This window comes from Rhodococcus sp. S3 (genome assembly GCF_058211795.1).
Genome location: NZ_CM177074.1, coordinates 3051356 through 3076715, shown reverse-complemented (window position 1 = coordinate 3076715; position 25360 = coordinate 3051356). Strand labels below are relative to the sequence as shown.

The following is a 25360-nucleotide window of genomic DNA, read 5'->3' as shown; positions in this document are numbered from 1 at the left end:
GGGGGTCAGGGCAGGACGCGGGCCTTCCACGCCGCGCGTCCGCTGCGCCGGGCTCGGATCGACGACGCCGTGAGCGCACCGAAGGCCAGGACCGATGCCGGGTGTGCCGCGGCGTCCAGCAGGTCGTCGACGGGACGGTCCGGAGCATCCGGGTGTGTGCGTCCTCCCCGTTCGGTGGCGCGCGCAAGGAGCCGTGACGCCATGCCCGCGGCGGTACCGGCCACGCCCCAGCGCCGCGTCCGCCCCTCGCCGAGAAGCGCCGCCGCCGGGGGCACGAGATAGGCGAGGAGATACAGCGCGACCACCGCGGCCGCGCCGGCCGGGGAACCGAACGCCGACCACAACCAGCGGGTGTAACCGCCGATCAGCGGGCGGGGCCCGTCGTACATCCGGCACGACGCCAGCCCGCCCGCGGCCGCGACCGTCGTACGCAGTCCGGCGCGACGCAGTGCCCGGGCCAGATCCAGATCCTCCGTGGGACTCGCCGCGACCGCGGCGTGCCCGCCGATCGCCGCGTAGGCGCGCGCGTCGAAGACGAGGAACTGCCCGCACGCAACCGCCATCGACGGCCGGTGGGTGCGGTGCGAGACCGCGACGGGCAGCACCGAGAACCACGACCAGAACAGCAGCGGCTGCACGAGCCGTTCGAGCGCCGATCCCGTGAGCTGGTACGGGAACGGTGAGACGAGCGCGGCGTCCTGGCGGCGCAGCGGAGCGACGGCGGCGGCGAGCGAGTCGGGTGCGAGCCGGACGTCCGCGTCGACGAACACGACGACGCCGCTGTCGGCTGCCGTTCCGGCGTGGGCGACGGCTGCGGCACACGCGGCCGCCTTTCCGGTCCATCCCTCGGGAGGCGGCTGTGTCGACCGGACGACGGTGATGCGCTCGTCGCCCTCGGCGGCGGCCCCGGCCACCTCGGCGGTGCCGTCGGACGAGTCGTCGTCGAGGATCACCACGCGCAGGGCGCGCAGTCCTGTCTGGGCCCGCAGGTCGGAGACGATCGCGGCGATGCGGGGCGCCTCGTCGCGGGCGGGGACGACGACGGTGACCTGCTCGTCGACCACCGGTCCCGGCACGAGACGGGGGAGCGCGACGCGGTTCGCGAGAGCGACGGCCGCGCCGTAGGAGGCGACGAGAGCGCCACCGGCGACGAGCCGCGCGAGACCGGGGACCGGGTCGCGCGACAGGCGGGTCAGGACCGCGTCCCGTTCGCCGACGACCACTGCGGCGCGGGATTACGGGTGAACCAGGCCACGCCCGCGATGATCAGCGTGACACCGAAGGCGGCGCCGGCCATGATCCCGGCCCAGCCCGCGAAACCGCGCGTGTTGGGATCGGCGTAGCGCACCTCCGCGCGGAGGCTGCTCACCTCACCGGCCGGAAGCTTCCAGGTCACGATCGAATCCGATTCGCGGGTGCCGTTGGTGGTCGCCACCCGGGCGGGGAACGCGACGGTGAACTGCACGTCGGTGCCCTGGGTGGGAGCGGACTCGAGATCCACACGTCCGTTCAGGGCCACCAGATCGCCGGAGCGCTGCAGATTGAGCTGGAACATGCCGGCGCTCTGATCGGACATCGTGGCGAGCTGCTGGACGTCGCCGAAGGTGAGGTCGTTGAAGAAGACCTGGCTCCCGACGTAGCCGTCCTGCGAGTACTCCTGCACCCGCACCTTCCCGGCCAGAGCCGAGGGAGCGGTGAGCTCGGGACCGGGATCGTTCTCGTCGGCGGGGATGGTCGCGGCGACGATCTGCCCCGACACACGGTCGTCGGAGGAGATCCCCATCGTCGCCTGCACACGCAGGCAGCCGGTGAGGAGCGGGAGGCCGAGGAGCACGAGCCCCACGACCGCGACGACACGACGGCGGACGGACAGGTTGGACGACTGCACGGAGAACATGGTGCCAGGCACGGTCATCCTCGTCGGTCGTTCGGGTCGCTCGCGGCGAGTCGTGCCTCGTCCCGACCGGGACCGGACACGCGTCCGCGCCACGACCGGACGAGCGAGACCAGCAGGGGAACACCCAGTACGCCCATGACGACCAGTCCGTACACCGCGGAGTAGCGGAGTTCGGGAGCGTCGAGGAAGACGCTGTGGGCGAGCGCCGAACCGAGCCACGTCCACAGGAACAGCGCGATCGGCACGGCATCGTGCCGGGGCGCGTCGGCACGGTCCGAACGGGAATCGACGAGCACGAGCACGGTCGCCATGATCGCGGCGACGAGGAGCCAGCCCGCGTAGTTGGTGAGCGGGATGTGCTCGATCCCGGGCAGTCCGCCGGCGTTGCACCACGACCAGTGCCCGTCCGCCACCATCTGGGGGTCGAGATAGAGATCCCAGCCCAGCATGCCGACGGTGACCGCCGCGACCCGGCCGGGACCGTTGCGGACGAGGCGGGAGGCCACGCACCAGACGGGGTACAGACCCGCCGACCACGCCAGCGGCACCACCAGCGGGACGTCGAAGGCGGCCGGTCCGAGCCGGTCGGTGACATAGCTGTAGCAGCCGTAGGGATAGCCGGTCATCGTGCCGACCACCTCGGACAGATATCCGATGCCGGCCGAGCTGACGAACAGGACGACGGCGAAGGTGAGGCCGCGGTTCAGCGCGGCATGGACGAGGCACGCGGCGGTGAGCAGCGTGACGACCGCGACGGTCGCGGCGTCCCGGGCATCACCCGCGGTGAGGGGATAAGCGATCTGGGCGAGGACCGCGGCGACGGCCGGGACGATCGGAAGGATCGTCCGCCACCGGGCCGGCCGGGGCGGTGCGGGGACGCGGGTGTCGGTCACCGCGACACCCAGCCCTTCACGCGGTCGACGAGGCTCCCCTTGGCGTCGGCGAGGGCGACCCGGGCGGCATTGCGGCCGCTCGCACCGGAGACACCACCACCGGGATGGGTCGAGGCGCCGGTGAGATAGAGGCCGGGCGCGTCGGGCACCCGGTAACCGGACAGCTCCGGCAGCGGCCGCCACAGGAACATCTGGTCCAGCGACATCTCCACGTGCATGACGTTCCCGCCGAGCAGGCCGAGTTCGCTCTCGATATCCGCGGGGGTCTGCACGTGACAGTGCTCCACGCTCGCGGTGAATCCGGGAGAGCGCGTCTCCATCTCGGCAAGGATGCGGTCGGTCTCGGCGCCGGCGATGTCCGCCCAGCGACGTCCGCCGCGCAGCGAGTACGGATGCCACTGGGACCACAGCGTGATCTGGTGCTTGCCGTCGGGTGCGATCGTCGGGTCGAGGGCGGAGAAGCTCATCGCGAGGACGGCCGGTCGCGGCGGCAGGTCTCCCGCCATCGCGGCACCGTGCGCGGCGCGCAGATCGGCGCGGTCGTCGACGAGCAGTTGCAGACCGGAGGTCGTCAGTTCGGGTTCGTCGCAGCCGCGGTAGCGGGGCAGCGAGTCGGTGCCGAGCCGCAGGACCATGCCGATGCCCGGGCCGACCCGCATGCTGCGACGCCAGCCCTCGAGCCGGTCGCGGTCGTATCCGCCGCGGTCGAGCAGATCCAGCGTGGTCAGCACGTGGCATCCGGCGACGACCCTGCGGGCCCGCACCGAGCGTCCCGATTCGGTGCGTACGGTCCACACATCGCCGGTCCGGCGGATCTCGGTGGCGGCGTCGCCGCAGGTCACCGTGCCGCCGTCGGACCGCAGCCGCGACAGCAGGGCCTGGGTGAGCGCGCCGCTCCCGCCGATCGCGCGGCCCGGGGGCAGGGTGTGCATGAGGGCTGCGAAGCCCACCATCGCCGCGGTGCCGGGTTCGGACATGGGCGGCCCGGACTGCGCGCCGAACCAGGCGAGGGCCGCCTTGAGAGGTTCGTCGTCGAAGTACTCGTCGAGCAGGCTGTCGCCGGTGGTGAGGAACCGGCGGGACAGGGCGCTGCCGCCCTCACCGGCGTCGAGTCCCCAGAACGACGACAGCAGGTGCCGGCCGGTCGGGGGACGGGTGAACGACTTCATCACCGCCGCGCTGCGCGGGCCCCAGTCCTGCACGAAGCGGCGGTACGCGTCGGCCTCGCGACGTCCGCAGGCGGCCTCGACGGAGGCGCAGGTCCGGTCGAGATCGCGGTGGAAGACGATGCCGGGACGGTCGGAGTCCGCCGGCGGCGGCGCGTACGCCCACGGGTCGCAGTCGATGTAGCGCAGGCCGTGGGCGGCGAGATCGAGTTCCTCGACGATCCCCGAATGGCGCACCATGATGTGCGCCGAGGAACCCCGGTCGACGGCATATCCGGGGAAACGTTCGACGGTGGAGACGGCGCCGCCCGGCACGGTGTCGCGTTCGAGGATCTCCACCGACCATCCGTCGCGGGCGAGATAACACGCGGAGACCAGGGCGTTGTGGCCCGAGCCGACGACGACGACGTCGAGTGTGGAGTTCATGGGGTACCGCTTCCGTCCGGATCGTCGATCGTGTGGTGGTGGTGCGGAACGAGGTCCGGCTCGAGGGGCAGGCTCCTGCCGAGGACCGCGAACGGGCGGGCGTCGCCGGTGAAGACGAACCGGCGGACGACATCCTGGAATCCGAACCGACGGTACAGCCGCCACGCCCGGTTGTCCTCGCCCGGCACCTCGGGGGTGGACAGCAGTACGGCTGCTTCGGTGCGTTCCCGCAGCAGCGCCGACAGGAGCAGTTCACCGATGCGGCGACCCTGCATGTCGGGTCGGACGTGCAGTTCGGTGAGCTCGAAGTAGTCGGAGAGGACGCGATCGATCTCCTCGGGGGACCGTCCCGAATGGCGCATGCCGGCGCGCACCTGCTGGTTCCACCACTGGCGGGTGTCGCCCCGATAGCCGTACGCGATTCCGACGACGGTGTCCGGATCCTCGGGGAGACTCGCGGCGAACGCCTGCCATCCCGCGCGGGCCGAATGCTCGGACCACATCGGCGCGCGGTGGTACTCCGTGCCGCGGGGATACCGCATCGCCGCGACGTAGACGGCCAGCAGCTGGGGCAGGCGCGCACGGAAGTCCGCGGGGGAGAGTTCGGTGAGGATCGGGGCGTCGTGGCGGGGGTCGGTGGTCATGCGTGACTCGTTCGGGTGGCTCGCGCTGCGTCGGAGGTGCTCGGGTCTCGCTGATCGTTCGGGATGACGTGGCCGCTTTCTCTTGACGGGTTGTCGGTGGGTCCAGCTATATTGAATACGTCGAACGCATGTTCGACACCGGTGATCCGGGGATGTTCGAGGGAAGCGAACATCCCCGGATCACCCTGGGGTCTCCCGCTCGGCGTCCGTGTCGGGCCTCACTCGAGGACAGTGATCTCCGTTCCTCGGCGTTTCGGCGGGAATGCCACCGGATACCGCTCGTTGTAACGAGTGGTGAGACCACGCCGAGGAGGTGCGTGAACATGGCCAACGGTCAGGTCGCGAGTCGAGGCCCGCGTCGGACGTCTCCCACGCTCGGACCGTCCGCATGCATCGACCGTGCCACCTCGGCGCGCGCGGCGACGCTGTTGCGCAAGGCCGACGATCTGCTCTCGGGTGCCGCCGGTGCCGGCGATCCGGGCGAGCGGTTCCGGCTCGCCTATCTGGCAGCGCTGCGCGGTGCCGGTGCGGTGGTCGCCGCCGCGGAGCTGCGGTCCGGGATCCGGCCCCGCCGCCCCGCCACGCGCAACGCATGGGCACTCATGGCGCGCGCCGACGAGTCCTTCGCCGTCTGGGCCGACTACTTCGCCGATCGTTCCGCCACCCGCACCGCGGTCGAGGCGGGGGTCGCGCAGGCGGTGGGAGCCGACGAATCCGGTGCGTTCTACGACGAGGTGGGCCACTTCCTGCACGACGTGGAGGGTTATCTCGACGCCGAAGCAGAGCCGGAGGTCGGTGTCGGTGGGTGACTTTCGCCCCCTCACGAGGGCCTTCGCCGAAGAGGGGATCGAACTCACGTGTGGAGTTTGTGGTCCACAGCGACATCTGCTCGTATTATTGACTCAGGCGGCCGTACGGACGGCCCCCCGCCGGATTCGCCCCACGGATCCGGTGGCCACCGTTTAGTGCCGGGGGAGGTACCGTGCCACTCTCCGAGCACGAGCAGCGCATGCTCGATCAAATCGAGAGCGCGCTCTATGCTGAGGATCCCAAGTTCGCCTCGACCGTGCGTGGCAGCCGGTTGGGGATGGCGTCGAACCGGCGGCGGCTGCAGGCCGGCGCCTTGTTCGTGTTGGGCCTGACGCTGTTGATCGCCGGCGTTGCCCTGCCGCTCAAGCCGGGCGGCTTCCCGATCATCAGTCTGCTCGGGTTCCTCGTGATGTTCGCCGCCGGAGTCCTGTTGCTCCTCGGCGGTCGTCGGTCGTCGACTCCAGGGGCGACGGGCGGTAGTTCCGGTTCCGGAAAGACCGGTCGAAGTTCCCGCGGCGGCAAGAAGTCCTCGGGTGGTGGCTTCACCAACCGCATGGAAGAGCGGTTCCGGAGGCGTTTCGAGCAGGACTGACCTCCTCGACCATCAGGTGTATCGACGACGGCGCGACCCACGGGTCGCGCCGTCGTCGTTTCTCTGTCGACCGACCTCTGGACCTCTGCCCGTCCGTCCGCTCCACTGTCCCTCCACCACCGTGCCCCACCCGCGCGTTCCCCGTCTCCCCACCGCCTCCCACCCCGGCTCCGGACGCAGTGTTTTCCCTGGTCGCCGATTGCTCGGTCCTCGCTCCGCCGGTGGGGCGGAGCGTCGGGGCGCCGACGACGGTCAATCCGGTGTCGTCGCGCGAGGGCGTGTCCCCATTTTTCGCCACCTGCTCTGAGCTGGGAATGTGACGACAACACGCGTGGCCGGGCGGCAGTAATCCGTTTCCGGTGGGGCAAAGTGGGGTAATGTGGGGCGCGGCGGGACAAGGTGTCCTGTCGCGCGAAGCATCCGTCCGGCAGCGGGGAGGCGCCGAGTGTTCCTCGGTACCTACACCCCGAAGTTGGACGACAAGGGCCGGCTCACGCTGCCGGCGAAGTACCGAGACGAGCTGGCGGGAGGGTTGATGATCACGAAGGGGCAGGATCACAGCCTCACCGTGTTCCCTCGCGACGAGTTCGCCGCTCTGGCCGAACGCGCTGCGAGTGCCTCACGGAGCAACCCGCAGGCACGTGCGTTCCTGCGGAGTCTCGCGTCGGGAACGGAGGAGCAGCGACCCGACTCACAAGGCCGGATCACGCTGTCGTCGGCCCACCGCAAGTACGCCGGTCTCACCAAGGACTGCGTGGTGATCGGTTCGGTCAGGTACCTCGAGATCTGGGACGCGACGGCATGGGAGACCTACCTCGCCGAGCACGAAGAAGACTTCTCGGAAGCGAGAGACGAAGCACTACGCGACATCTTGTAACCACGGCTCGGGCTGCGCGGCGAGTGCCGCGAGGCCTCTGCCCGATGTGCCGGCCCTGACGCACTTCCCCAGCGCCAGGTACGGACCGGAGGGCCCTGACGCACTTCCCCGGCGTCAGGTCTCTTCGGACTCGGACAGAGACCTCGAGGCATTCGCCGTCTTCCGTATCCACCCCCGTGGCGGCGAGCACGGTAGCGAGACGAGCGACAGGCAGGCACGAGGCACACCACCGTCCACCCGACGAGTACCCCACAGACCGTAAGCGGCCCGAGCAGGATTCCGGAGGACACATGGTGGACGGCGAGCACGAATCCGTCGATGGTACGGATGAGGCCACCGGTGCCGATGTGACATCTGCGGCGGAGTTCGGCCACGTGCCCGTCATGCTCCAGCGGGCCGTCGATCTTCTCGGCCCCGCCATCGAGAGCGTCGGTCCCGACGGTGAGGGCGCGGTCTACGTCGACGCGACGCTCGGTCTCGGTGGGCACTCCGAACACTTCCTGACGATCTACCCGAAGCTGAGGCTCGTCGGCCTCGACCGCGATACCGACGCACTCGCGATCGCCCGCGAGCGACTCGCACGGTTCTCCGACCGCACCGACTTCGTCCACACCCGCTACGACGGGATCGCCGACGCGCTCGAGAGCGTCGGCCTCGACCGGTACGGCTCGGTCCACGCGGCCCTGTTCGATCTGGGCGTGTCCTCGATGCAGCTCGACGAGGCGGAGCGCGGCTTCGCCTATTCCAAGGACGCCCCGCTCGACATGCGGATGGATGCCACCACCGGCATCACCGCGGCCGATGTCCTCAACACCTACAGCCACGGCGACCTCGCCCGCATCCTGAGCACCTACGGCGAGGAGCGCTTCGCCGGCAAGATCGCCTCCGAGATCGTGCGGACCCGGGCCAAGGCTCCGTTCCGGACGAGCGGCGAACTCGTCGAACTGCTGTACCGCACGATCCCGGCCGCGACCCGCCGTACCGGTGGTCACCCGGCCAAGCGCACCTTCCAGGCGTTGCGGGTCGAGGTCAACGCGGAGCTCGACTCGTTGCGCAACGCGATCCCCGACGCTCTCGACGCTCTCGCGGTGGGCGGCCGGATCGTCTTCATGTCCTACCAGTCGCTCGAGGACAAGGTCGTCAAGCAGGAACTGACTCCGCGTGCGAAGTCCCGCAGTCCCGAAGGGCTTCCGGTCGAACTGCCCGGGATGGGGCCGGAACTGCGCATCCTCACCCGCGGTGCGGAACGGGCGACGGACGACGAGATCGAGGCCAACCCACGTTCGGCGCCCGTCCGCCTGCGTGCTGCAGAACGAATCGCCAGGAGGTAACCGATGACCGTACAGGTGGCACCCCCGCAGCGCCGGAATCCGGGGCGATCGACCGCAGCGCAGCGTGCCTATCAGCGACGGTCGCAGCGCGCAGCACAGCTCGGGGTCGAACAGGTGCAGACCCGCGGGCGCACGACGGGGGCCGGACGTGTCCGCACCCGGATCCCGTTCGTCGCCACCATCATCGGGCTCCTGGGCGTGGGCATGGCCGTGACCCTGTTGCTGACCACCCGCGCGACCGAGGACTCCTACGAGCTGAGCGCGGCGCGGTCCCTCAACGAGGAACTCGCCCAGAAGCGGGCGGTGCTCCAGCGCGACGTAGCCACGGCCGAGTCGGCTCCGGCGCTCGCGGTCGCCGCGGCGGAGCTGGGCATGATCCCCACCGGGCAGGTCGCGCGGATCGTCGTCGCTCCGGACGGTTCGGTGCAGGTGGTGGGCGATCCGGTTCCGGCCCAGGGTGCCCCGCCGGTCCCGCTGGATCCGCCCGCCCGGGAGGACGCCCGCGTCCAGACCCCGCTGGCGGGTAGCGCCGGAGCGGAGACACCGCGGCCGCTCGGGGACGTGAGCGAGGAACCCCGGCCGCGTACCGACACCGAGGACACGCGTCGGGCAGCGCCGTCGGCCGACGGCCGCCCGGTGGGCGAGGAACCGGCACCGGCTCCCGCACCCGCGCCGGAAGCTCCTGCGGGCGCCACGCCGGACGTCGAGGGTGCCGCACCCGTTCCGCCCGCGGCGGGACAATCGGTACCCGTGAGCGAACTGCCGCAATCCGAAGCGCCCCGTGAGGCCGCGCCCGAAGCACCTGTCCAGGCCGTGCCGACGGAACCCGAGGGCGGGCCTCGGTGAACAACCGCTCCACCCCTCGGCGTGCACCGCAGCGACGTTCCACCCCGGCGACGCGCGGCGGGCGCGCTCGAATGCCCGCGCCGCGCGATCGCACACAGCGAGACCGGACGAGTTTCACGTTCCGCAACAAGTGGGGCCGGCTCGGCATGTTCGGCGCTCTGGGCATAGCCGTCGCACAGTTGCTGTCCGTGCAGCTCGTCCAGGCCCCGACCCTGTCCGCCGAGGCGGCCAGCCAGCGCACCACCCGACTCGTCGAACCCGCGACCCGCGGCACCATCGCCGATCGCAACGGCGAACCGCTCGCCTACACGATGGAGGCGAAGGCGCTGACCTTCCAACCCGTGCGGGTGCGCAAGGAACTCGAGGAGGAACGAGCCAAGGATCCGTCCCGGCCCGAGGTCTCGGAATATCTCGAGGGCGTCGCGTCGGCGATCCACGAGGCGCTCGGCGCTGCGGCGCCCGAGAGGGACGTGCTCGAGATGCTCGAGAGCGACGAGACCTTCGTGTACCTCGCCCGAGGTGTCGATCCGGGGGTCGCGGCGGAGATCGTCGACGAGTACGACAAGGTCGGCACCGAACGTCAGGATATCCGTCTGTATCCGGGCGGATCGCTCGCCGCCAATCTCGTCGGCGCGACCGGCTGGGACGGGCACGGCCTGATCGGGCTCGAAGCGTCGATGGACGCCGTACTGGCGGGTACCGACGGTTCGTCCACCTACGACCGGGGGTCCGACGGCGCCGTCATCCCGGGCAGCTGGCGCGACCGCCAGCCCGCCGTCGACGGTTCCTCCGTCGAGCTCACGATCGACAACGACCTGCAGTACCACGTGCAGCAGGAGGTGCAGCGCGCCAAGGACCTGTCCGGGGCGAAGAACGCCTCCGCCGTGGTGCTCGACGCGCACACCGGCGAAGTGCTCGCCATGTCCAACGACAGCACCTTCGACCCGTCGATCGGTGTCGCGAACAACCCGCCCGACGCCGAACAGGGCAATCTCGCGGTCAGTTCGCCGTTCGAACCCGGATCCGTGAACAAGATCATCACTGCCGCCGCGGCGATCGAGGACGGCCTGACCCGCCCCGACGAGGTCCTGCAGGTCCCCGGCACGATCACCATGGCCGGCGCGACCGTCAAGGACGCCTGGGATCACGGGGTCGTGCCGTACACCACGACGGGTGTGTTCGGGAAGTCGTCGAACGTCGGCACGCTCATGCTCGCCGAGCGGATCGGTGAGGACCGCTTCGCCGAGATGCTGCAACTGTTCGGTCTCGGTCAGCGCACCGATGTCGGCCTGCCCGGCGAATCCGCGGGTCTGCTGCCCAGCCGTGAGCAGTGGTCGGGTGGCACCTTCGCGAACCTGCCCATCGGCCAGGGTCTGTCGATGACCCTGCTGCAGATGACCGCGATCTACCAGACCATCGCGAACGACGGGGAACGTGTCCCGCCGCGGGTCGTGCGCGCGACCATCGCGCCGGACGGCACGCGCACCGAGACGCCCCGTCCCGATCCGGTGCGGGTGGTGAACCCGCAGACCGCCGCGACGGTGCGCGACATGTTCCGTTCCGTCGTCCAGTCCGATACCGGCAACCAGCAGGGCACCGGTGCGGGCGCCGCCATCGAGGGCTATCGGATCTCGGGCAAGACGGGTACCGCCCAGCAGATCGACCAGAACTGCAAGTGCTACTCGAACTCCGACTACTGGATCACCTTCGCCGGCATCGCGCCGTCCGACGATCCGCGCTATGTCGTGGGCATCATGCTCGACGCCCCGACCCGCAGCTCCGACGGCAGCGGGGGCCAATCGGCCGCGCCGCTGTTCCGCAACATCGCGTCGTGGTTGCTGCAGCGCGACGGCGTGCCGCTGTCGGCCGAACCGGAGAGCAAGTTGATCCTCCAGGTCGACTGACGAGGTGACCGTGGCGCCTCGGTAGGCTGACACGTCGGTAACGTGACACGACGGTCGTCGCCGAGACCGGATCGGGAACGAACCCGGGAACATCCGTCGGAGTGCCTGCAGACGAGCTGCAGCGAAGCGAGAGGAAACTGGTGCCTGTGCCATCGAGTCCGGATCCGGCTCCTCCGGAGGAGGGGCGGAGACCCGAGCACCCACCGATGACGCAGATCTCGGTTCTCGCCGACGCCATCGGGGCGCGCGTCGAGATCGTCAATGCAGCCGCCGGAGAGGACGCGGCCCGTGCGGCCGCGATCACCGGCATCGACCTGCGCGCCCAGGGCATCCGCCCCGGCGACGTATTCGCGGCGCTGCCCGGCGCGCGCGCCCACGGCGCCTCCTACGCGGGCACCGCGCTCGAACGTGGAGCGGTCGCCGTGCTGACCGACGAGGCCGGTCGCGACCTCGTCGCCGAGGCCACCTTCGATCCGGTCGCGGTCCTCGTCCATCCCGAGCCGCGTGCCGCGCTGGGGGCGGCGTCGGCCACCGTCTACGGACATCCCTCCCGGAGCATGCAGGTCATCGGCATCACGGGCACGTCCGGTAAGACCACGACGTCCTATCTCGTCGAGGCAGGCCTCGTCGCGGCCGGACGCGTCGTCGGTCTCGTCGGGACCGTGGAGACCCGGATCGAAGGCATCCGCGTGCCGAGCACCCTCACGACCCCCGAGGCGCCGCAGCTGCACGCCCTGTTCGCCGTCATGCGCGAACGCGGTGTCGACACGGTCGTGATGGAGGTCTCCAGCCATGCCCTCGCACTCGGTCGCGTGGACGCCACCGAGTTCGCCGTCGGCGGGTTCACCAACCTGTCCCAGGACCATCTCGACTTCCACAAGGACCTCGACGACTACTTCGGCGCGAAGGCCCGGCTGTTCGCCGAGGACTCGCCGGTCCGGGCACGCCGCGCGGTGGTGTGCACCGACGACGTGTGGGGACGCCGCATGGCCGAGGTCGCATCGGCCGGCCGCGACGACGCGACCGCCGTCCGCACGCTCATCACGGGTGGCGACGGTGACGCCGCTGACGCCGCTGCCGACTGGACGGTCACCGACGACGTCCCCGACGAGACGGGCGTGCAGCAGTTCACCCTGACCGGCCCGGACGGGACCGCCCGCCGCGCCACCGTCGGCCTGCCGGGCCGCTACAACGTCACCAACGCCGCTCTCGCCGTGGCGCTCTGCGCCGAGGTGGGCGCCGACATCGACGCCGCGATCCGCGGTATCGCCGACGTCGCGGTGCCCGGCCGGGTCGAACGCGTCGAACGCGGGCAGGACTTCCTCGCCGTCGTCGACTACGCCCACAAGCCCGCCGCGCTCGAAGCGGTCATCGGAACCCTGCGCGCCGCGACCGAGGGACGCATCGCCGTCGTCGTGGGTGCGGGCGGCGACCGCGACCGGACGAAGCGGCCGATCATGGGCGAGGTCGCGGCGCGGGCCGCCGACCTACTGGTCGTGACCGACGACAACCCCCGAACCGAGAACCCCGCCGCCATCCGCGCGGCCGTCCTCGACGGTGCACACTCCGTCCCGCCGGCCGAACGCGGCGAGATTCTCGAGATCGGCGACCGCGCCGCCGCGATCGACGCCGCGGTCGCGTGGGCCCGCCCGGGCGACGTCGTCCTCGTCGCCGGCAAGGGCCACGAGACGGGGCAGGAGATCGAAGGAGTCAAGCACCCCTTCGACGACCGAGAGGTCCTCGGCGCAGCACTCGACAAGTACCGGACCGCAGGACCCGACGGTCACCATCCGCCTGCTGCGGGCGGTTCGCATCACGGAGGCAAGGCATGATCCCGATGACACTGGCTCGGATCGCGGAGGTCGTCGGGGGCACCCTGCACGACGTCGACGATCCGTCCGCCGAGGTGACCGGTTCCGTCGAGTTCGACTCGCGACGGATCGGTCCCGGCGGCCTGTTCCTGGCGCTGCCCGGTGCGCGCTCGGACGGGCACGATCACGCTGCGGCCGCCGTCGCCGCCGGTGCGGTCGCGGTCCTGGCCGCACGGCCGGTGGGTGTGCCCGCCATCGTGGTGCCGCCGATCCCGCCGACCGAGACCAACGCCCTCGCGCTCGAACACGACAGCGACGGATCCGGCGCGGCCGTGCTCGCCGGCCTCGCGAAGCTCGCCCGCACCGTGGTGGACACGCTCACCGACGCCGGCCTCACCGTCGTCGGTGTCACCGGTTCGGCGGGCAAGACGTCCACGAAGGACATGATCGCCGCCGTGCTCGCACCGCTCGGTGAGGTCGTCGCCCCGCCCGGCTCGTTCAACAACGAACTCGGCCACCCCTGGACCGCGCTCCGCGCCACCGAATCCACCCGGTTCCTCGTCCTCGAGAAGTCGGCGCGGGGTCCCGGACACATCGCGACCCTGACCCGCATCGCCCCGCCGCGGATCGGTGTCGTACTCAACGTCGGTACCGCCCACCTCGGCGAGTTCGGTTCGCAGGAGGTCATCGCCAAGACCAAGGGCGAACTCGTCGAGGCACTGCCCAGCGCCGCCGAGGGGGGAGTCGCGATCCTCAACGCCGACGACACCCTCGTGTCGAAGATGGCGACCCGCACCACCGGTCGCGTGGTGACCGTCGGGACCGGGTCCGGTGCCGCCTACCGCGCCGAGGACATCCACCTCGACGATCAGGCGCGTGCCTCCTTCACCGCCGTCGTTCCCGGCGCCGACGGACAGGAGCGGCGTGTGCCCGTGCGCCTGGCCGTGCACGGCGAACACCAGATCGGCAACGCCCTGTCGGCGATCGCCGTCGCCGTGGAATGCGGTGCGACGGTCGAGCAGGCCGCCGAGGCGCTCGCGACGGCGGGTCCCGTCTCGGCGCACCGCATGGCGGTACAGACCCGATCCGACGGGGTGACCGTCATCGACGACGCCTACAACGCCAATCCCGATTCCATGCGCGCAGCCGTGAAGGCCCTGGTCACCATGGCGCGGTCCGGCCCGGCTCCCCGGCGCACCTTCGCGGTGCTGGGGGAGATGGCCGAGCTCGGGGACGACGCCGTCGTCGCCCACGACGCCATCGGACGCCTCGCCGTGCGCCTCGACGTCACCCGCATCATCGCCGTCGGCGCCACCCGACCGGTCCGGGGTCTGTTCCAGGGCGCCGTGATGGAAGGATCGTGGGGTGAGGAAGCGAGCCACGTCCCCGATGCCGACGCCGCGATCGCGTTGCTGCGCGACGAACTGGAACCGGGCGACATCGTGCTCGTGAAGGCATCGCAGTCCGTGGGACTGTGGACCGTCGCCGAGGCCGTCCTCGCGGACGACCCGGCCGGTAACGGAAACAACGACGCTGCTGTGGGGACGGAGGACGCCCGGTGAGACAGATCCTGTTCGCGGCGGGCATCGCGCTCGCAGTCTCGATCCTGCTCACCCCCGTCCTGATCAAGATGTTCTCCCGGCAGGGCTTCGGGCAGGAGATCCGGGTCGAGGGCCCACAGAGCCACCAGTCCAAGCGCGGCACCCCCACCATGGGCGGCGTCGCGATCCTCGCCGGTCTGTGGGCCGGTTACTGGGGATCGCATCTCATCGGCATGGGATACGACGCGGAAGGTCCCACCGCCTCCGGTCTGCTCGTGCTCGGCCTGACGACCGCGCTCGGTGGCGTCGGCTTCCTCGACGACTTCATCAAGATCCGCAAGCAACGCAATCTCGGCCTGAACAAGACGGCCAAGCTCGTCGGCCAGCTCGTCGTCGCCGTGGGCTTCGGCATCCTCGCGCTGCAGTTCCGCAATGCGGACGGCCTCACCCCGGCCAGCACCGATCTGTCCTACGTGCGCGACATCGCCACGGTCTCGATGGGCTCGATCGTGTTCATCCTGTTCGTCTACCTGCTGGTCAGCGCATGGTCTAACGCGGTGAACCTCACCGACGGCCTCGACGGTCTCGCTGCCGGTTCGATGGCGCTGGTGCTCGGCGCCTACGTCATCATCACCTTCTGGCAGTACCGCAACGCGTGCGCCGTGGAACCGACCGCCGGCTGCTACGACGTCCGCGACCCGCTCGACCTGGCGTTGCTGTGCGCCGCCGGCGCCGCCGCCTGCATCGGCTTCCTGTGGTGGAACGCCGCACCGGCCAAGATCTTCATGGGTGACACCGGCTCGCTCGCCCTCGGTGGCATGCTCGCCGGTCTGTCCATCACGACCCGCACCGAGCTGCTCATGGTGGTCATCGGCGCGCTGTTCGTCGCGGAGGCCGCCTCGGTGGTCATCCAGGTCGCGGTCTTCCGGTCCAGCCGCAGGCGGGTGTTCCGGATGGCACCCTTCCATCATCACTTCGAACTCGGTGGATGGGCCGAAACCACGGTGATCATCCGGTTCTGGTTGCTCGCCGCCATCGCCTCGGCGATCGGTCTGGCCCTCTTCTACAGCGAATACCTCGCGGCGATCGGGGACTGACCGTGACCGACGAACTCGAACGGCTCAGGGGACGGGCGGTGCTCGTCGCCGGGGCAGGGGTGTCCGGCCGCGCGACGATCCAACCCCTCACCGATCTCGGCGCCCACGTCACCGTCACCGACCGCAACGAGCGGGCACTGGCCGAGTGCGCGGCGCTCGGCGCCCGGACTGTCGACCACGACAGCCTCCTCGACGACCCCACCGCGCTGCGGGAGTTCGCCCTGGTGGTCACGAGTCCCGGATTCCCGCCCGACGCGCCGTTGCTCTCGCGTGCGGCCGGTGCGGCGATACCCATCTGGGGCGACATCGAACTGTCCTGGCGCATCGACCGCGCCGAGGTCTACGGTCCGGCCCGACGCTGGCTGGTGGTCACCGGGACGAACGGCAAGACCACCACCACCATGATGCTGCACGCGATCCTCGAGGCCGCCGGTCTCGGCAGCGTCGCGTGCGGCAACATCGGTCTTCCCGTGCTCGACGCCCTGCGCCGCGACGAGCCGCGGGCCGATGTCCTCGCCGTCGAGTTGTCGTCCTTCCAGCTGCACTGGGCGCCCTCGGTTCGGCCCGAGGCCGGTGTCGTGCTCAACATCGCCGAGGACCATCTCGACTGGCACGGCGGCATCGAGAACTACATCGAGGCCAAACTCGGTGCCCTCACCGGCGCCGTCGGGGTCATCGGTCTCGACGACCCGATCGCCGGTGGTCTCGGCGACCGTTCCCGTGCCGTCCTCACCGTGGGTTTCACCCTGGGTTATCCGCAGGAGGGTGAACTCGGGATCAGCGGAGAACTGCTCGTCGACCGGGCGTTCGCCGATTCCGCTGTACTCGCTCGCGTGGACGACGTGACGCCGCCCGGCCCCGCGGGACTGTCCGACGCCCTCGCGGCCGCCGCCCTCGCGCGGGCGATCGACGTGCCGGCCTCGGCGGTGCACGACGGCCTGCGACGGCACCGCGTCGGCCCGCACCGCGCCGCGCCGGTCGGACAGGTCGACGGCGTCGAGTACATCGACGACTCGAAGGCGACCAATCCGCACGCGGCCCGCAGTTCGCTGCTCGCCCGCGACCGCGTGGTGTGGATCGCCGGTGGTCTGCTCAAGGGCGCCCGCGTGGACGACCTGGTCGCCGAGGTGGCGCCACGACTGTCCGGAGCCGTGTTGCTCGGCCGCGATGCCGGCGAAATCGCCGAAGCGCTGGCGCGACACGCCCCGCAGGTCCCGGTCGTCGTCGTCGACACGGGCGACGATGAAGCGATGACCGATGCGACGAGCGAGACCGACACCGCTTCGGTGAACGCGACAGGCACTGCTCCGGTGCGGAGGGCCGCGGCGCCGGGCGCCGACGGTCCCGCCGCGATGCGCGTGGCGGTCCGGGAAGCGGCCGCGCTCGCCTCGCCGGGGGAGACGGTGCTGCTCGCGCCGGCCGCGGCATCGCTCGACATGTTCGCCGATTACGCGGAACGCGGCCGTAGCTTCGCGTCCGCGGTCGAGGAACTCCGCGGGGGCGGGACGCAACCGTGACCCCTCGGGCAGGAGCGACCCGAGCAGGGGCGAACACCGACGAGCCGGTGGTCGGAGTACGCGGCCGGTTCGGGGCCTGGATGGCGCGACCGCTCGCGTCGTTCCATCTCGTGGTGACGATCGCCGTCCTGCTCACCGTGCTCGGCCTCGTCATGGTGCTGTCGTCGTCGAGCGTCGGCGCGGTGGCCGCGGCGGGATCGGCATACGGACTGTTCACCTCCCAGGTGATCTTCGCCGTCCTGGGCATGGTGATCTTCTACATCGCGCTGCAGATCCCGGTCCGGGTGATGCGACGCTTCGCCTTCCCGGCGTTCGCGTTCTCGGTCGTGCTGCTCGTGCTCGTGCTCATACCGGGCATCGGTACGGTCTCGCAGGGCACCCGGGGCTGGTTCGTCATCGCCGGTATCTCGCTGCAGCCGGCGGAGATCGCCAAGATCACGCTCGCCGTATGGGGCGCGCACCTGCTCGCGTCCCGGCGCGGCGAGAACTCGACGCTGCGCGAGATGCTCGTCCCGCTCGTCCCGGCCGCCCTGCTCGTGACCGGCCTGATCGTGCTCCAGCCCGACCTCGGCACCACCGTGTCGATCGTGATCATCGTGCTCGCCCTGCTGTGGTTCGCGGGCCTGCCGCTCAAGGTGTTCCTCGGGATCGTCGGCACGGCCGCCACACTCGCGGTGATCCTCGCTCTGACGGCCGGCTACCGCTCGCAGCGTGTGCGGGCCTTCTTCAACCCCGGCGACGACCCGCAGGGCGCCGGTTATCAGGCGCGACAGGCGAAGTTCTCCCTCGCCGACGGCGGCCTGTGGGGTCGCGGGCTCGGCCAGAGCCGCGCGAAGTGGAGCTATCTGCCCAACGCCCACAACGACTTCATCTTCGCGATCATCGGTGAGGAACTCGGCTTCCTCGGCGGAGTGGCCGTCATCGGCCTGTTCGGTCTGTTCGCCTATGTCGGACTGCGGATCGCGATGCGCTCGGCCGACCCCTTCCTGCGCCTGTTCACCGCGACTGCGACGACGTGGATCATCGGCCAGGCCTTCATCAACATCGGCTACGTCGTGGGACTGCTGCCCGTGACCGGCCTGCAGCTGCCGCTCGTGTCGGCCGGTGGCACCTCGACGGCCACCACCCTGCTGATGTTCGGTCTGATCGCCAATGCGGCCAGACACGAACCCGAAGCGATCGCGGCGCTGCACGCGGGACAGGACGGCCGGTTCGCCCGGTTGTTGCGCCTGCGCAAGCCGGAGGCCTACCGGGCCGGTCGTTCCTCGGCGGCGCGTACGGTCGCAGCACGACAGCCACGAGCACGGGCCGCGGTCCCCGAGCGCAGTGCCCGCCCCGCGGCGGGTGGTGGGGGCTCGCGCAAGCGGCAGACCCCGGCGCCGAACGAGCGGCAACGGGGAGCTGCGCAGGACCGCCGGGGATCGGCGGGCCGGACGCAACCCCGCGAGGGGACCGGCCGGGCCCGGCGCACGCAACCCGCGCGCGAACCCGCCCGGGGCCGGCAGCAGACGAACCGCACGACACGCGGATCGAACGGACGAAGCGGAGAGAGAGGGAACCGTAGGTGAGTGGGGAGAGGCCGGCACTGTCGGTGGTGGTGGCCGGAGGCGGCACGGCCGGTCATATCGAACCGGCGCTCGCGGTGGCCGACGCCGTCCGCGCACTCGTGCCCGACGCGCGGATCACCGCGCTCGGCACCGAACGGGGACTCGAGACGACGCTGGTGCCGCGCCGCGGATATCCTCTCGAACTCATCCCACCGGTGCCGCTGCCCCGCAAGCCGACGACCGACCTGCTGAAGTTGCCGGGCCGGGTCGTCTCGTCGGTGCGCCGCACCCGGCAGATCCTCGACGAGGTCGAAGCCGACGTCGTCGTCGGTTTCGGCGGGTACGTGGCGCTGCCCGCCTATCTCGCAGCCGGCGCCGGTCCGCTGCGTCGACGCCGGCGCATCCCGGTCGTCGTCCACGAGGCCAACGCCGGCGCGGGCATCGCCAACCGGATCGGTGCCCTGCGGGCCGAGCGTGTGCTCGCCGCCGTCCCGCGCTCGGGCATCGTCCGGCGTGGCGACGCGCAGATCGTGGGGATCCCGGTCCGCTCGTCGATCACCGGTCTCGACCGCGCCGGGCTGCGCGCGGAGGCACGACGGCACTTCGGTCTGCCCGACGACGTGCCCGTGCTGCTCGTGTTCGGCGGGTCGCAGGGTGCCCGCTCGCTGAACGAGGCCGTGGCCGGCGCGTCCGCGGCGCTCGCGGAGGCCGGCATCGCCGTGCTGCACGCGCACGGACCGAAGAACACCGTGGACATCCCCGCCCATCCCGGTCACGCCCGCGCCCCGTACGTCACCGTGCCCTATCTCGAACGGATGGACCTCGCGTACTCCGCCGCCGACGCGGTGGTCTGCCGGTCCGGGGCCATGACGGTCGCGGAGGTCTCGGCGGTGGGGCTGCCCGCCGTGTACGTGCCGCTCCCGCACGGGAACGGTGAACAGGAACTCAACGCCCGGCCCGTCGTCGAGGCCGGTGGTGGCAGGATCGTCGCCGACGGCGACCTGAGTTCGGACTATGTCGCCACGGAAGTGGTGTCGTTGCTCGGCGACGAGCGGAGACTCGTGGAGATGGGGCGCAGCGCCGCGGCCGCCGGTCACCGCAGTGCCGCGGACGAGATGGCTCGCATAGTGCTCGAGGTTGCCGGAGTGGAACCGAACAGGAGTGAACGATGAGTGCGCAGTTGCCCGCCGAACTCGAGCGGGTGCACATGGTCGGTATCGGCGGTGCCGGGATGTCGGGCATCGCCCGGATCCTGCTCGCCCGTGGGGGACAGGTGTCGGGTTCCGACGCGAAGGAGAGCCGCGGTGTGCTCGCGCTGCGGGCGCGCGGTGCGCAGGTCCGCATCGGCCATGCCGCCGAGGCGCTCGACCTGCTCGAGGGTGGCCCCACCGCCCTGGTCACGACGTTCGCGGCCATCCCGAAGGACAATCCCGAGCTGGTCGCCGCCCGCGAGCGGGGCATCCCGATCCTGTTGCGCCCCGCGGTCCTCGCCTCGCTGATGCGAGGGAACCGCACCTTCCTGGTCTCGGGCACCCACGGCAAGACCTCCACGACGTCGATGCTCGTCGTCGCGTTGCAGCACTGCGGCTTCGATCCGTCCTTCGCGGTCGGCGGTGAACTCAACGAATCCGGGACCAACGCGCATCACGGCAGCGGGGACGTCTTCGTCGCCGAGGCCGACGAGAGCGACGGCTCGCTGCTGCAGTACGATCCGAACACCGTGATCGTCACGAACATCGAGGCCGATCACCTCGACTACTTCGGCACGCCGGAGGCGTACACGGCGGTCTTCGACGAGTTCGTCGCCCGCATCGCGCCCGGCGGCCTGCTCGTCGTGTGCCTCGACGATCCCGGCTCGGCGGCCCTCGCCGAACGCGTCGTCGCCCTCGGCCGCGACGACCTGCGGGTGCAGGGTTACGGCACCGCCGACGTCATCGGCACGGCAGGCGACCACCGCGGCGTTCCCGTCGGGGTGCGGCTGCTCGGCTGGGAGGCCAAGGATGTCGGCGGCGTCGCCGAGTTCCACCTCGCGGGTGAGGATTCGCCGCGCACCGTGCGACTGTCCGTCCCCGGCCGGCACATGGCGCTCAACGCTCTGGCTGCGCTGCTCGCCGCGCTCGAAGCGGGAGCGCAGGTCGACGAGGCGCTGGAGGGACTCGCCGGTTTCGGCGGAGTGCACCGGCGGTTCCAGTACACCGGCCGCGAACACGGCGTGCGGGTGTTCGACGACTACGCCCACCATCCCACCGAGGTCCGCGCGGTCCTCGCGGCCGCGGCCGAACTCGTCGCCGGAGAGCCGCTGCGCTACACCGAGACCGGCACCGAACGACCCCGCGTGATCGTCGTCTTCCAGCCGCACCTCTACTCGCGCACCGAGGCGTTCGCCACCGAGTTCGGGCAGGCGCTCGACCTCGCCGACGAGGTCGTGGTGCTCGACGTCTACGGCGCCCGGGAGGAACCGATCCCCGGGGTGAGCGGTGCGCTGGTCGCGCGGGCGGTGAGCAAGCCGGTGCACTACCAGCCGAATCTGTCCGCGGTGCCCCGGCAGGTCGCGCACCTGACCCGGCCGGGCGACGTCGTGATCACGATGGGCGCCGGTGACGTCACGATGCTGGGGCGGCAGATCCTCGACGCGCTGCACAGCAAACCGGGTCGTTTCCGTCCGGCCGGGGCGGTTCCCGAGCCCGGTGGATTCCGCGCACCCGGCGGTTCCGGACCGGAGCCGATCGGCTCGTGACGCCCGCCGCCGTCTCGTCACGCCGCCGTCGCGGGCGACCGTCACGCGAATCCCGTGAGCCCGACGAAGCCCGTGAACGCAGCACCGCCCGGCGCCCGTCCGGGCGGTCGGTGCGCCTGCGGACCGTGCTCGTCGGGGCGGCTGTCGTGGCGGTGCTCCTCGGAGGCATCGCGGTGGCCTGGTTGTCGCCGTTGCTGTCCGTGCGGGTGATCGAGGTGGACGGGATCGAGGTCGTCACCTACGACGAGGTGGTCGACGCGCTCGCGGTCGCCGAGGGCACGCCGCTGCTCCGGGTCGACACGGCCGGGGCGGCCCAGCGGGTCGCGACGATTCCGCGCGCGGCGTCGGTCCGGGTCCAGCGGGTCTATCCCTCCACCGTGCGGGTGACGGTGACCGAGCGCGAGGCGATGGTCTTCTTCGATGCACCCGACGGCACCCATTCGGTCGACATCGAGGGGGTCGACTTCGCGGTCGAGCCGCCTCCGATGTTCACTCCCCGCCTCGTCACCCCGACGCCGGGCACCGGCGATCCCGCGACCCGCGCCGCCGTGGAGGTGCTCGACAGGTTGCCGCCCGAGCTGCGCGTGCAGGTGGAGACGATCGAAGCGCCCTCCCCGTCCGACATCTCGATCGTCCTCACCGACGGGCGTGTCGTGGTGTGGGGCGGAACCGATCGTTCCGAGCGGAAGGCGGCGGTCGTCGGCCCGCTGCTGACGCAGCCGGGGGAGCGATTCGACGTGGCGAGTCCCGACCTGCCGACGGTGAGGTGAGGGATCGACGAAATTCGTCCGGCGTGTCCGGCGCGTCTACTGGCTAATCCCGGTACCCGTGCCATAGCGTTTCGGACAGTCGCGTTACTTGACATAACCTTCAAGCTGTGGTTGAGGGTTTGTCGGGGCAGCGCGCTGCGGAGCCGTCCGCCCGACCGGCGGACGTGACCGACATCGAGCCAGACCCAGACCCAGCACCACCCGGACACCATGCACCACCCGGAACTTCAGGAAGGCGAGAGCACATGACGCCCCCGCACAACTACCTCGCCGTAATCAAGGTCGTCGGTATCGGCGGTGGCGGCGTGAACGCGGTCAACCGCATGATCGAGCAGGGACTCAAGGGAGTCGAGTTCATTGCCGTCAACACCGACGCGCAGGCCCTGCTCATGTCGGATGCCGACGTCAAGCTCGACGTCGGCCGCGAACTGACCCGCGGACTCGGCGCCGGCGCAGACCCGGAGGTCGGCCGCAAGGCCGCCGAGGATCACAAGGACGAGATCGAAGAGGTGCTCAAGGGCGCCGACATGGTCTTCGTGACCGCAGGCGAGGGTGGTGGAACCGGTACCGGCGGCGCTCCCGTCGTCGCGAGCATCGCCCGCAAGCTCGGTGCGCTCACCGTCGGTGTCGTCACGCGTCCGTTCTCCTTCGAGGGCAAGCGCCGCGGCAGCCAGGCCGACACCGGCATCCAGACGCTGCGCGAGTCCTGCGACACGCTCATCGTCATCCCCAACGACCGGCTCCTCCAGCTCGGCGACGCCGCCGTCAGCCTCATGGACGCCTTCCGCTCCGCCGACGAGGTGCTCCTCAACGGTGTCCAGGGCATCACCGACCTCATCACCACCCCGGGTCTGATCAACGTCGACTTCGCCGACGTCAAGGGCGTCATGTCGGGTGCCGGCTCCGCATTGATGGGCATCGGTTCGTCGCGCGGTGAGGGTCGTGCGATCAAGGCCGCGGAGGCCGCGATCAACTCGCCGCTGCTCGAAGCGTCGATGGAAGGCGCGCGCGGTGTTCTGCTGTCGATCGCCGGCGGATCCGATCTCGGCCTGTTCGAGATCAACGAGGCCGCCTCGCTCGTGCAGGAGGCCGCGCACATCGACGCCAACATCATCTTCGGCACGGTCATCGACGACTCGCTCGGCGACGAGGTCCGCGTGACCGTCATCGCCGCCGGTTTCGAGGGCGGAACGCCCACTCGTCGTCCCGTCGAGGTGGGGCAGCAGCAGCCGGGACAGGCGCAGCAGCAGCCCCAGCAACAGCAGCAGCCGACCGGTCGGCCCGGTGCGATCGGCGTGGCGCGTGCCGGCGAACTCGGCCGTCCCGAGCGCGAGCCCGTCGAACCCACCCCGGTGCGTGAGCAGCCCCCCGTCGGCAACCAGCCGCCGGCCGGAGGCGGCAACGCACCTCGCAGTGTGGACATCGACGACGACGGTGACGACGACGTCGACGTGCCGATCTTCATGCGCCGTTGACGGCTCCGCACCGCCTGCTGCGCGCCCGCCGGGTCGTGACCACACGAGCCGGCGGGGTGTCCGCAGCTCCGTACGACAGTTTCAACCTCGCCGACCACGTCGGTGACGATCCGGCCGCAGTCGCCGCCAACCGGCGGCGGCTCGCGTCCGTCATCGGGCTGCCGCCCGAGCGGTTCGTCTGGATGGAACAGATCCACAGCCGCAACGTCACCGTGGTCGACGGGCCGGTGTCCGAACCCGTTCCTGCCACCGATGCGCTCGTCACCCGCGAGACCGGGCTCGCGCTCGTGACCCTCAGCGCCGACTGCGTGTCGATCCTGCTGTCCGACGAGGTGGCCGGGGTGATCGCCGCGGTGCACGCCGGCCGGGTGGGGGCGCGCATCGGGATCCTCCCGCGCGTGCTCGACGTCATGGTCGATCTCGGCGCCCGCCCCGATCGCATCGGCGCGCTGCTCGGACCGGCCGCGAGCGGCCGGCAGTACGAGGTGCCCGCGGCGATGAGGGCCGATGTCGAGGCACACCTGCCCGGCAGCGCGACCCGCACGAACCGCGGTACTCCCGGACTCGACCTGCGTGCCGGACTGCGCCGCCAGCTCGCCGATCACGGCGTGACCGCCGTGGTGGAGGATCCGCGCTGCACGATCGAGGACACCTCTCTGTTCAGCCACCGGCGCTCGGCACCCACGGGTCGGTTCGCCTCGGTCGTCTGGCTCGAGGAGGCCGGCGAGGAGGTAACGGCGTGAGCGCCCCCACCTCCGAGGAGCGGCGCGACGAACTCGCCGGACGTCTCGCCGCCGTACGCGAGCGGCTCGACGCCGCGGCGCGCGCGGCCGGACGTGATCCGTCGGACGTCGCGTTGCTGACGGTCACCAAGTTCTTTCCCGCCTCCGACGCCGTGCTCCTCCACGAGCTGGGATGCGAACGCTTCGGCGAGTCCCGCGAGCAGGAGGCGAGCGCGAAGATCGCCGAGTTCCGGGAGAGCGTCACCGCGCCGGTGGAGTGGCACATGATCGGGCGGGTGCAGCGCAACAAGGCCCGTGCCGTCGCCCGCTGGGCGCACACGGTGCACTCGGTCGACAGTCTCCGTCTCGTGCAGGCCTTCGAGAAGGGGGTGCGGGCCGCCCTCGACGCCGGCGAACGCACCGCCCCGCTGCGGGCGTTGCTGCAGGTCAGCCTCGACGGCGATCGGGAGCGCGGTGGCGTGGTCGCCGAGGATCTTCCCGCCCTCGCCGAGGCGGTCGCCGCGTCCGAGGTCCTCGAACTCGGAGGCCTGATGGGGGTGCCGCCGCTCGGGTGGGAGCCCGAGCGGGCATTCGAGCAGCTGCACGACATGCACGCCCGGTTGCTGCAGGACCACCCGGCGGCGGCGGAGTTGTCCGCCGGCATGTCGGGTGACCTCGAACACGCGGTTCGATGGGGTTCGACGTGCGTGCGTGTCGGAACGGCCGTCTTGGGGTATCGACCGTTAGCCTGAATGAC

At 70.9% G+C, this 25360-nt stretch carries 22 protein-coding genes; 17 read left to right on the top strand and 5 right to left on the bottom strand.

Features of this window, described 5'->3' with window-relative positions; genetic code table 11:
- Positions 1-5: 5 nt before the first annotated feature.
- From AC0LPE_RS14375 to AC0LPE_RS14355, 5 genes are read right to left on the bottom strand one after another with little or no spacing between them, the layout of a single operon-like run.
- Entirely contained in the window at positions 6-1223 is a 1218-nt protein-coding gene (locus AC0LPE_RS14375) for a glycosyltransferase family 2 protein (protein ID WP_490604718.1), read from the bottom strand.
- Positions 1193-1915 carry an LppM family (lipo)protein gene (locus tag AC0LPE_RS14370; RefSeq protein ID WP_490604717.1) on the bottom strand — a complete coding sequence of 241 codons (723 nt, stop codon included), beginning with the start codon at positions 1913-1915 and terminating at the stop codon, positions 1193-1195. The genes AC0LPE_RS14375 and AC0LPE_RS14370 overlap by 31 nt, the downstream gene beginning before the upstream one ends.
- Entirely contained in the window at positions 1912-2790 is an 879-nt protein-coding gene (locus AC0LPE_RS14365; protein ID WP_490604716.1) for a carotenoid biosynthesis protein, read from the bottom strand. The genes AC0LPE_RS14370 and AC0LPE_RS14365 overlap by 4 nt, the downstream gene beginning before the upstream one ends.
- Positions 2787-4382 carry a phytoene desaturase family protein gene (locus AC0LPE_RS14360; RefSeq protein WP_490604715.1) on the bottom strand — a complete coding sequence of 532 codons (1596 nt, stop codon included), beginning with the start codon at positions 4380-4382 and terminating at the stop codon, positions 2787-2789. Before AC0LPE_RS14360 ends, AC0LPE_RS14365 begins: the two co-directional genes overlap by 4 nt.
- Positions 4379-5026 (bottom strand): GNAT family N-acetyltransferase, encoded by a 648-nt coding sequence (locus AC0LPE_RS14355; RefSeq protein ID WP_016693817.1) that lies wholly within the window; start codon positions 5024-5026, stop codon positions 4379-4381. The genes AC0LPE_RS14360 and AC0LPE_RS14355 overlap by 4 nt, the downstream gene beginning before the upstream one ends.
- A gap of 323 nt (positions 5027-5349) precedes the next feature.
- Between AC0LPE_RS14355 and AC0LPE_RS14350 the strand changes: the two genes are divergently transcribed.
- The 17 genes from AC0LPE_RS14350 (at position 5350) to AC0LPE_RS14270 (ending at position 25355) form a co-directional block, all read left to right on the top strand.
- On the top strand, positions 5350-5835 hold the full coding sequence (locus tag AC0LPE_RS14350) for an SAV_6107 family HEPN domain-containing protein (protein WP_160875754.1): 486 nt from the start codon (positions 5350-5352) through the stop codon (positions 5833-5835).
- A gap of 173 nt (positions 5836-6008) precedes the next feature.
- A complete protein-coding gene (locus AC0LPE_RS14345) occupies positions 6009-6428 on the top strand; it encodes an SCO2097 family morphological protein (RefSeq protein WP_088897283.1) in 420 nt (139 codons plus the stop codon).
- 445 nt (positions 6429-6873) lie between these two features.
- A complete protein-coding gene (gene mraZ / locus AC0LPE_RS14340) occupies positions 6874-7305 on the top strand; it encodes a division/cell wall cluster transcriptional repressor MraZ (RefSeq protein ID WP_006554148.1) in 432 nt (143 codons plus the stop codon).
- 290 nt (positions 7306-7595) lie between these two features.
- Positions 7596-8636, top strand: a complete 1041-nt coding sequence (rsmH, locus tag AC0LPE_RS14335) for a 16S rRNA (cytosine(1402)-N(4))-methyltransferase RsmH (RefSeq protein ID WP_016693815.1) — start codon at positions 7596-7598, stop codon at positions 8634-8636.
- Between the two features lie 3 nt (positions 8637-8639).
- Positions 8640-9482: a cell division protein FtsL gene (gene ftsL / locus AC0LPE_RS14330; protein ID WP_160875756.1), complete on the top strand. Its 843-nt coding sequence runs from the start codon at positions 8640-8642 to the stop codon at positions 9480-9482.
- Between the two features lie 71 nt (positions 9483-9553).
- A complete protein-coding gene (locus tag AC0LPE_RS14325) occupies positions 9554-11386 on the top strand; it encodes a peptidoglycan D,D-transpeptidase FtsI family protein (protein ID WP_490604714.1) in 1833 nt (610 codons plus the stop codon).
- A 206-nt stretch (positions 11387-11592) separates the two neighbouring features.
- The gene (locus AC0LPE_RS14320; RefSeq protein ID WP_490604713.1) at positions 11593-13218 is read left to right on the top strand and encodes a UDP-N-acetylmuramoyl-L-alanyl-D-glutamate--2,6-diaminopimelate ligase; all 1626 of its coding nucleotides are present in this window, start codon (positions 11593-11595) and stop codon (positions 13216-13218) included.
- Positions 13215-14759 carry a UDP-N-acetylmuramoyl-tripeptide--D-alanyl-D-alanine ligase gene (locus AC0LPE_RS14315; RefSeq protein ID WP_016693811.1) on the top strand — a complete coding sequence of 515 codons (1545 nt, stop codon included), beginning with the start codon at positions 13215-13217 and terminating at the stop codon, positions 14757-14759. Before AC0LPE_RS14320 ends, AC0LPE_RS14315 begins: the two co-directional genes overlap by 4 nt.
- Entirely contained in the window at positions 14756-15835 is a 1080-nt protein-coding gene (mraY, locus tag AC0LPE_RS14310; protein WP_016693810.1) for a phospho-N-acetylmuramoyl-pentapeptide-transferase, read from the top strand. Before AC0LPE_RS14315 ends, mraY begins: the two co-directional genes overlap by 4 nt.
- Before the next feature lie 2 nt (positions 15836-15837).
- A complete protein-coding gene (gene murD / locus AC0LPE_RS14305) occupies positions 15838-17352 on the top strand; it encodes a UDP-N-acetylmuramoyl-L-alanine--D-glutamate ligase (RefSeq protein ID WP_229565041.1) in 1515 nt (504 codons plus the stop codon).
- 80 nt (positions 17353-17432) lie between these two features.
- A complete protein-coding gene (gene ftsW, locus AC0LPE_RS14300; RefSeq protein ID WP_160875898.1) occupies positions 17433-18920 on the top strand; it encodes a putative lipid II flippase FtsW in 1488 nt (495 codons plus the stop codon).
- A complete protein-coding gene (gene murG / locus AC0LPE_RS14295; protein ID WP_016693807.1) occupies positions 18917-20071 on the top strand; it encodes an undecaprenyldiphospho-muramoylpentapeptide beta-N-acetylglucosaminyltransferase in 1155 nt (384 codons plus the stop codon). Before ftsW ends, murG begins: the two co-directional genes overlap by 4 nt.
- Entirely contained in the window at positions 20068-21636 is a 1569-nt protein-coding gene (gene murC / locus AC0LPE_RS14290; protein WP_490604712.1) for a UDP-N-acetylmuramate--L-alanine ligase, read from the top strand. Before murG ends, murC begins: the two co-directional genes overlap by 4 nt.
- On the top strand, positions 21633-22406 hold the full coding sequence (locus AC0LPE_RS14285; protein WP_419957092.1) for a cell division protein FtsQ/DivIB: 774 nt from the start codon (positions 21633-21635) through the stop codon (positions 22404-22406). Before murC ends, AC0LPE_RS14285 begins: the two co-directional genes overlap by 4 nt.
- A gap of 245 nt (positions 22407-22651) precedes the next feature.
- Positions 22652-23881 carry a cell division protein FtsZ gene (gene ftsZ, locus AC0LPE_RS14280; RefSeq protein WP_160875766.1) on the top strand — a complete coding sequence of 410 codons (1230 nt, stop codon included), beginning with the start codon at positions 22652-22654 and terminating at the stop codon, positions 23879-23881.
- Complete coding sequence (gene pgeF, locus AC0LPE_RS14275; RefSeq protein ID WP_490604711.1) at positions 23878-24624, top strand: peptidoglycan editing factor PgeF; 747 nt, start codon at positions 23878-23880, stop codon at positions 24622-24624. Before ftsZ ends, pgeF begins: the two co-directional genes overlap by 4 nt.
- Positions 24621-25355, top strand: coding sequence for a YggS family pyridoxal phosphate-dependent enzyme (locus AC0LPE_RS14270; RefSeq protein WP_016691806.1), 735 nt, complete (start codon positions 24621-24623; stop codon positions 25353-25355). Before pgeF ends, AC0LPE_RS14270 begins: the two co-directional genes overlap by 4 nt.
- Positions 25356-25360: the final 5 nt, after the last annotated feature.

What these genes read in the sequence shown, in the direction of transcription:
- AC0LPE_RS14360 (WP_490604715.1), bottom strand. Translation starts at nt 4,382, where the DNA reads ATGAACTCCACACTCGACGTCGTCGTCGTCGGCTCGGGCCACAACGCC.
- AC0LPE_RS14320 (WP_490604713.1), top strand. Translation starts at nt 11,593, where the DNA reads ATGACGCAGATCTCGGTTCTCGCCGACGCCATCGGGGCGCGCGTCGAG.
- AC0LPE_RS14370 (WP_490604717.1), bottom strand. Translation starts at nt 1,915, where the DNA reads ATGACCGTGCCTGGCACCATGTTCTCCGTGCAGTCGTCCAACCTGTCC.
- ftsZ (WP_160875766.1), top strand. Translation starts at nt 22,652, where the DNA reads ATGACGCCCCCGCACAACTACCTCGCCGTAATCAAGGTCGTCGGTATC.
- AC0LPE_RS14350 (WP_160875754.1), top strand. Translation starts at nt 5,350, where the DNA reads ATGGCCAACGGTCAGGTCGCGAGTCGAGGCCCGCGTCGGACGTCTCCC.
- ftsL (WP_160875756.1), top strand. Translation starts at nt 8,640, where the DNA reads ATGACCGTACAGGTGGCACCCCCGCAGCGCCGGAATCCGGGGCGATCG.
- ftsW (WP_160875898.1), top strand. Translation starts at nt 17,433, where the DNA reads ATGGCGCGACCGCTCGCGTCGTTCCATCTCGTGGTGACGATCGCCGTC.
- AC0LPE_RS14325 (WP_490604714.1), top strand. Translation starts at nt 9,554, where the DNA reads ATGCCCGCGCCGCGCGATCGCACACAGCGAGACCGGACGAGTTTCACG.
- AC0LPE_RS14355 (WP_016693817.1), bottom strand. Translation starts at nt 5,026, where the DNA reads ATGACCACCGACCCCCGCCACGACGCCCCGATCCTCACCGAACTCTCC.
- AC0LPE_RS14315 (WP_016693811.1), top strand. Translation starts at nt 13,215, where the DNA reads ATGATCCCGATGACACTGGCTCGGATCGCGGAGGTCGTCGGGGGCACC.
- rsmH (WP_016693815.1), top strand. Translation starts at nt 7,596, where the DNA reads ATGGTGGACGGCGAGCACGAATCCGTCGATGGTACGGATGAGGCCACC.
- murC (WP_490604712.1), top strand. Translation starts at nt 20,068, where the DNA reads ATGAGTGCGCAGTTGCCCGCCGAACTCGAGCGGGTGCACATGGTCGGT.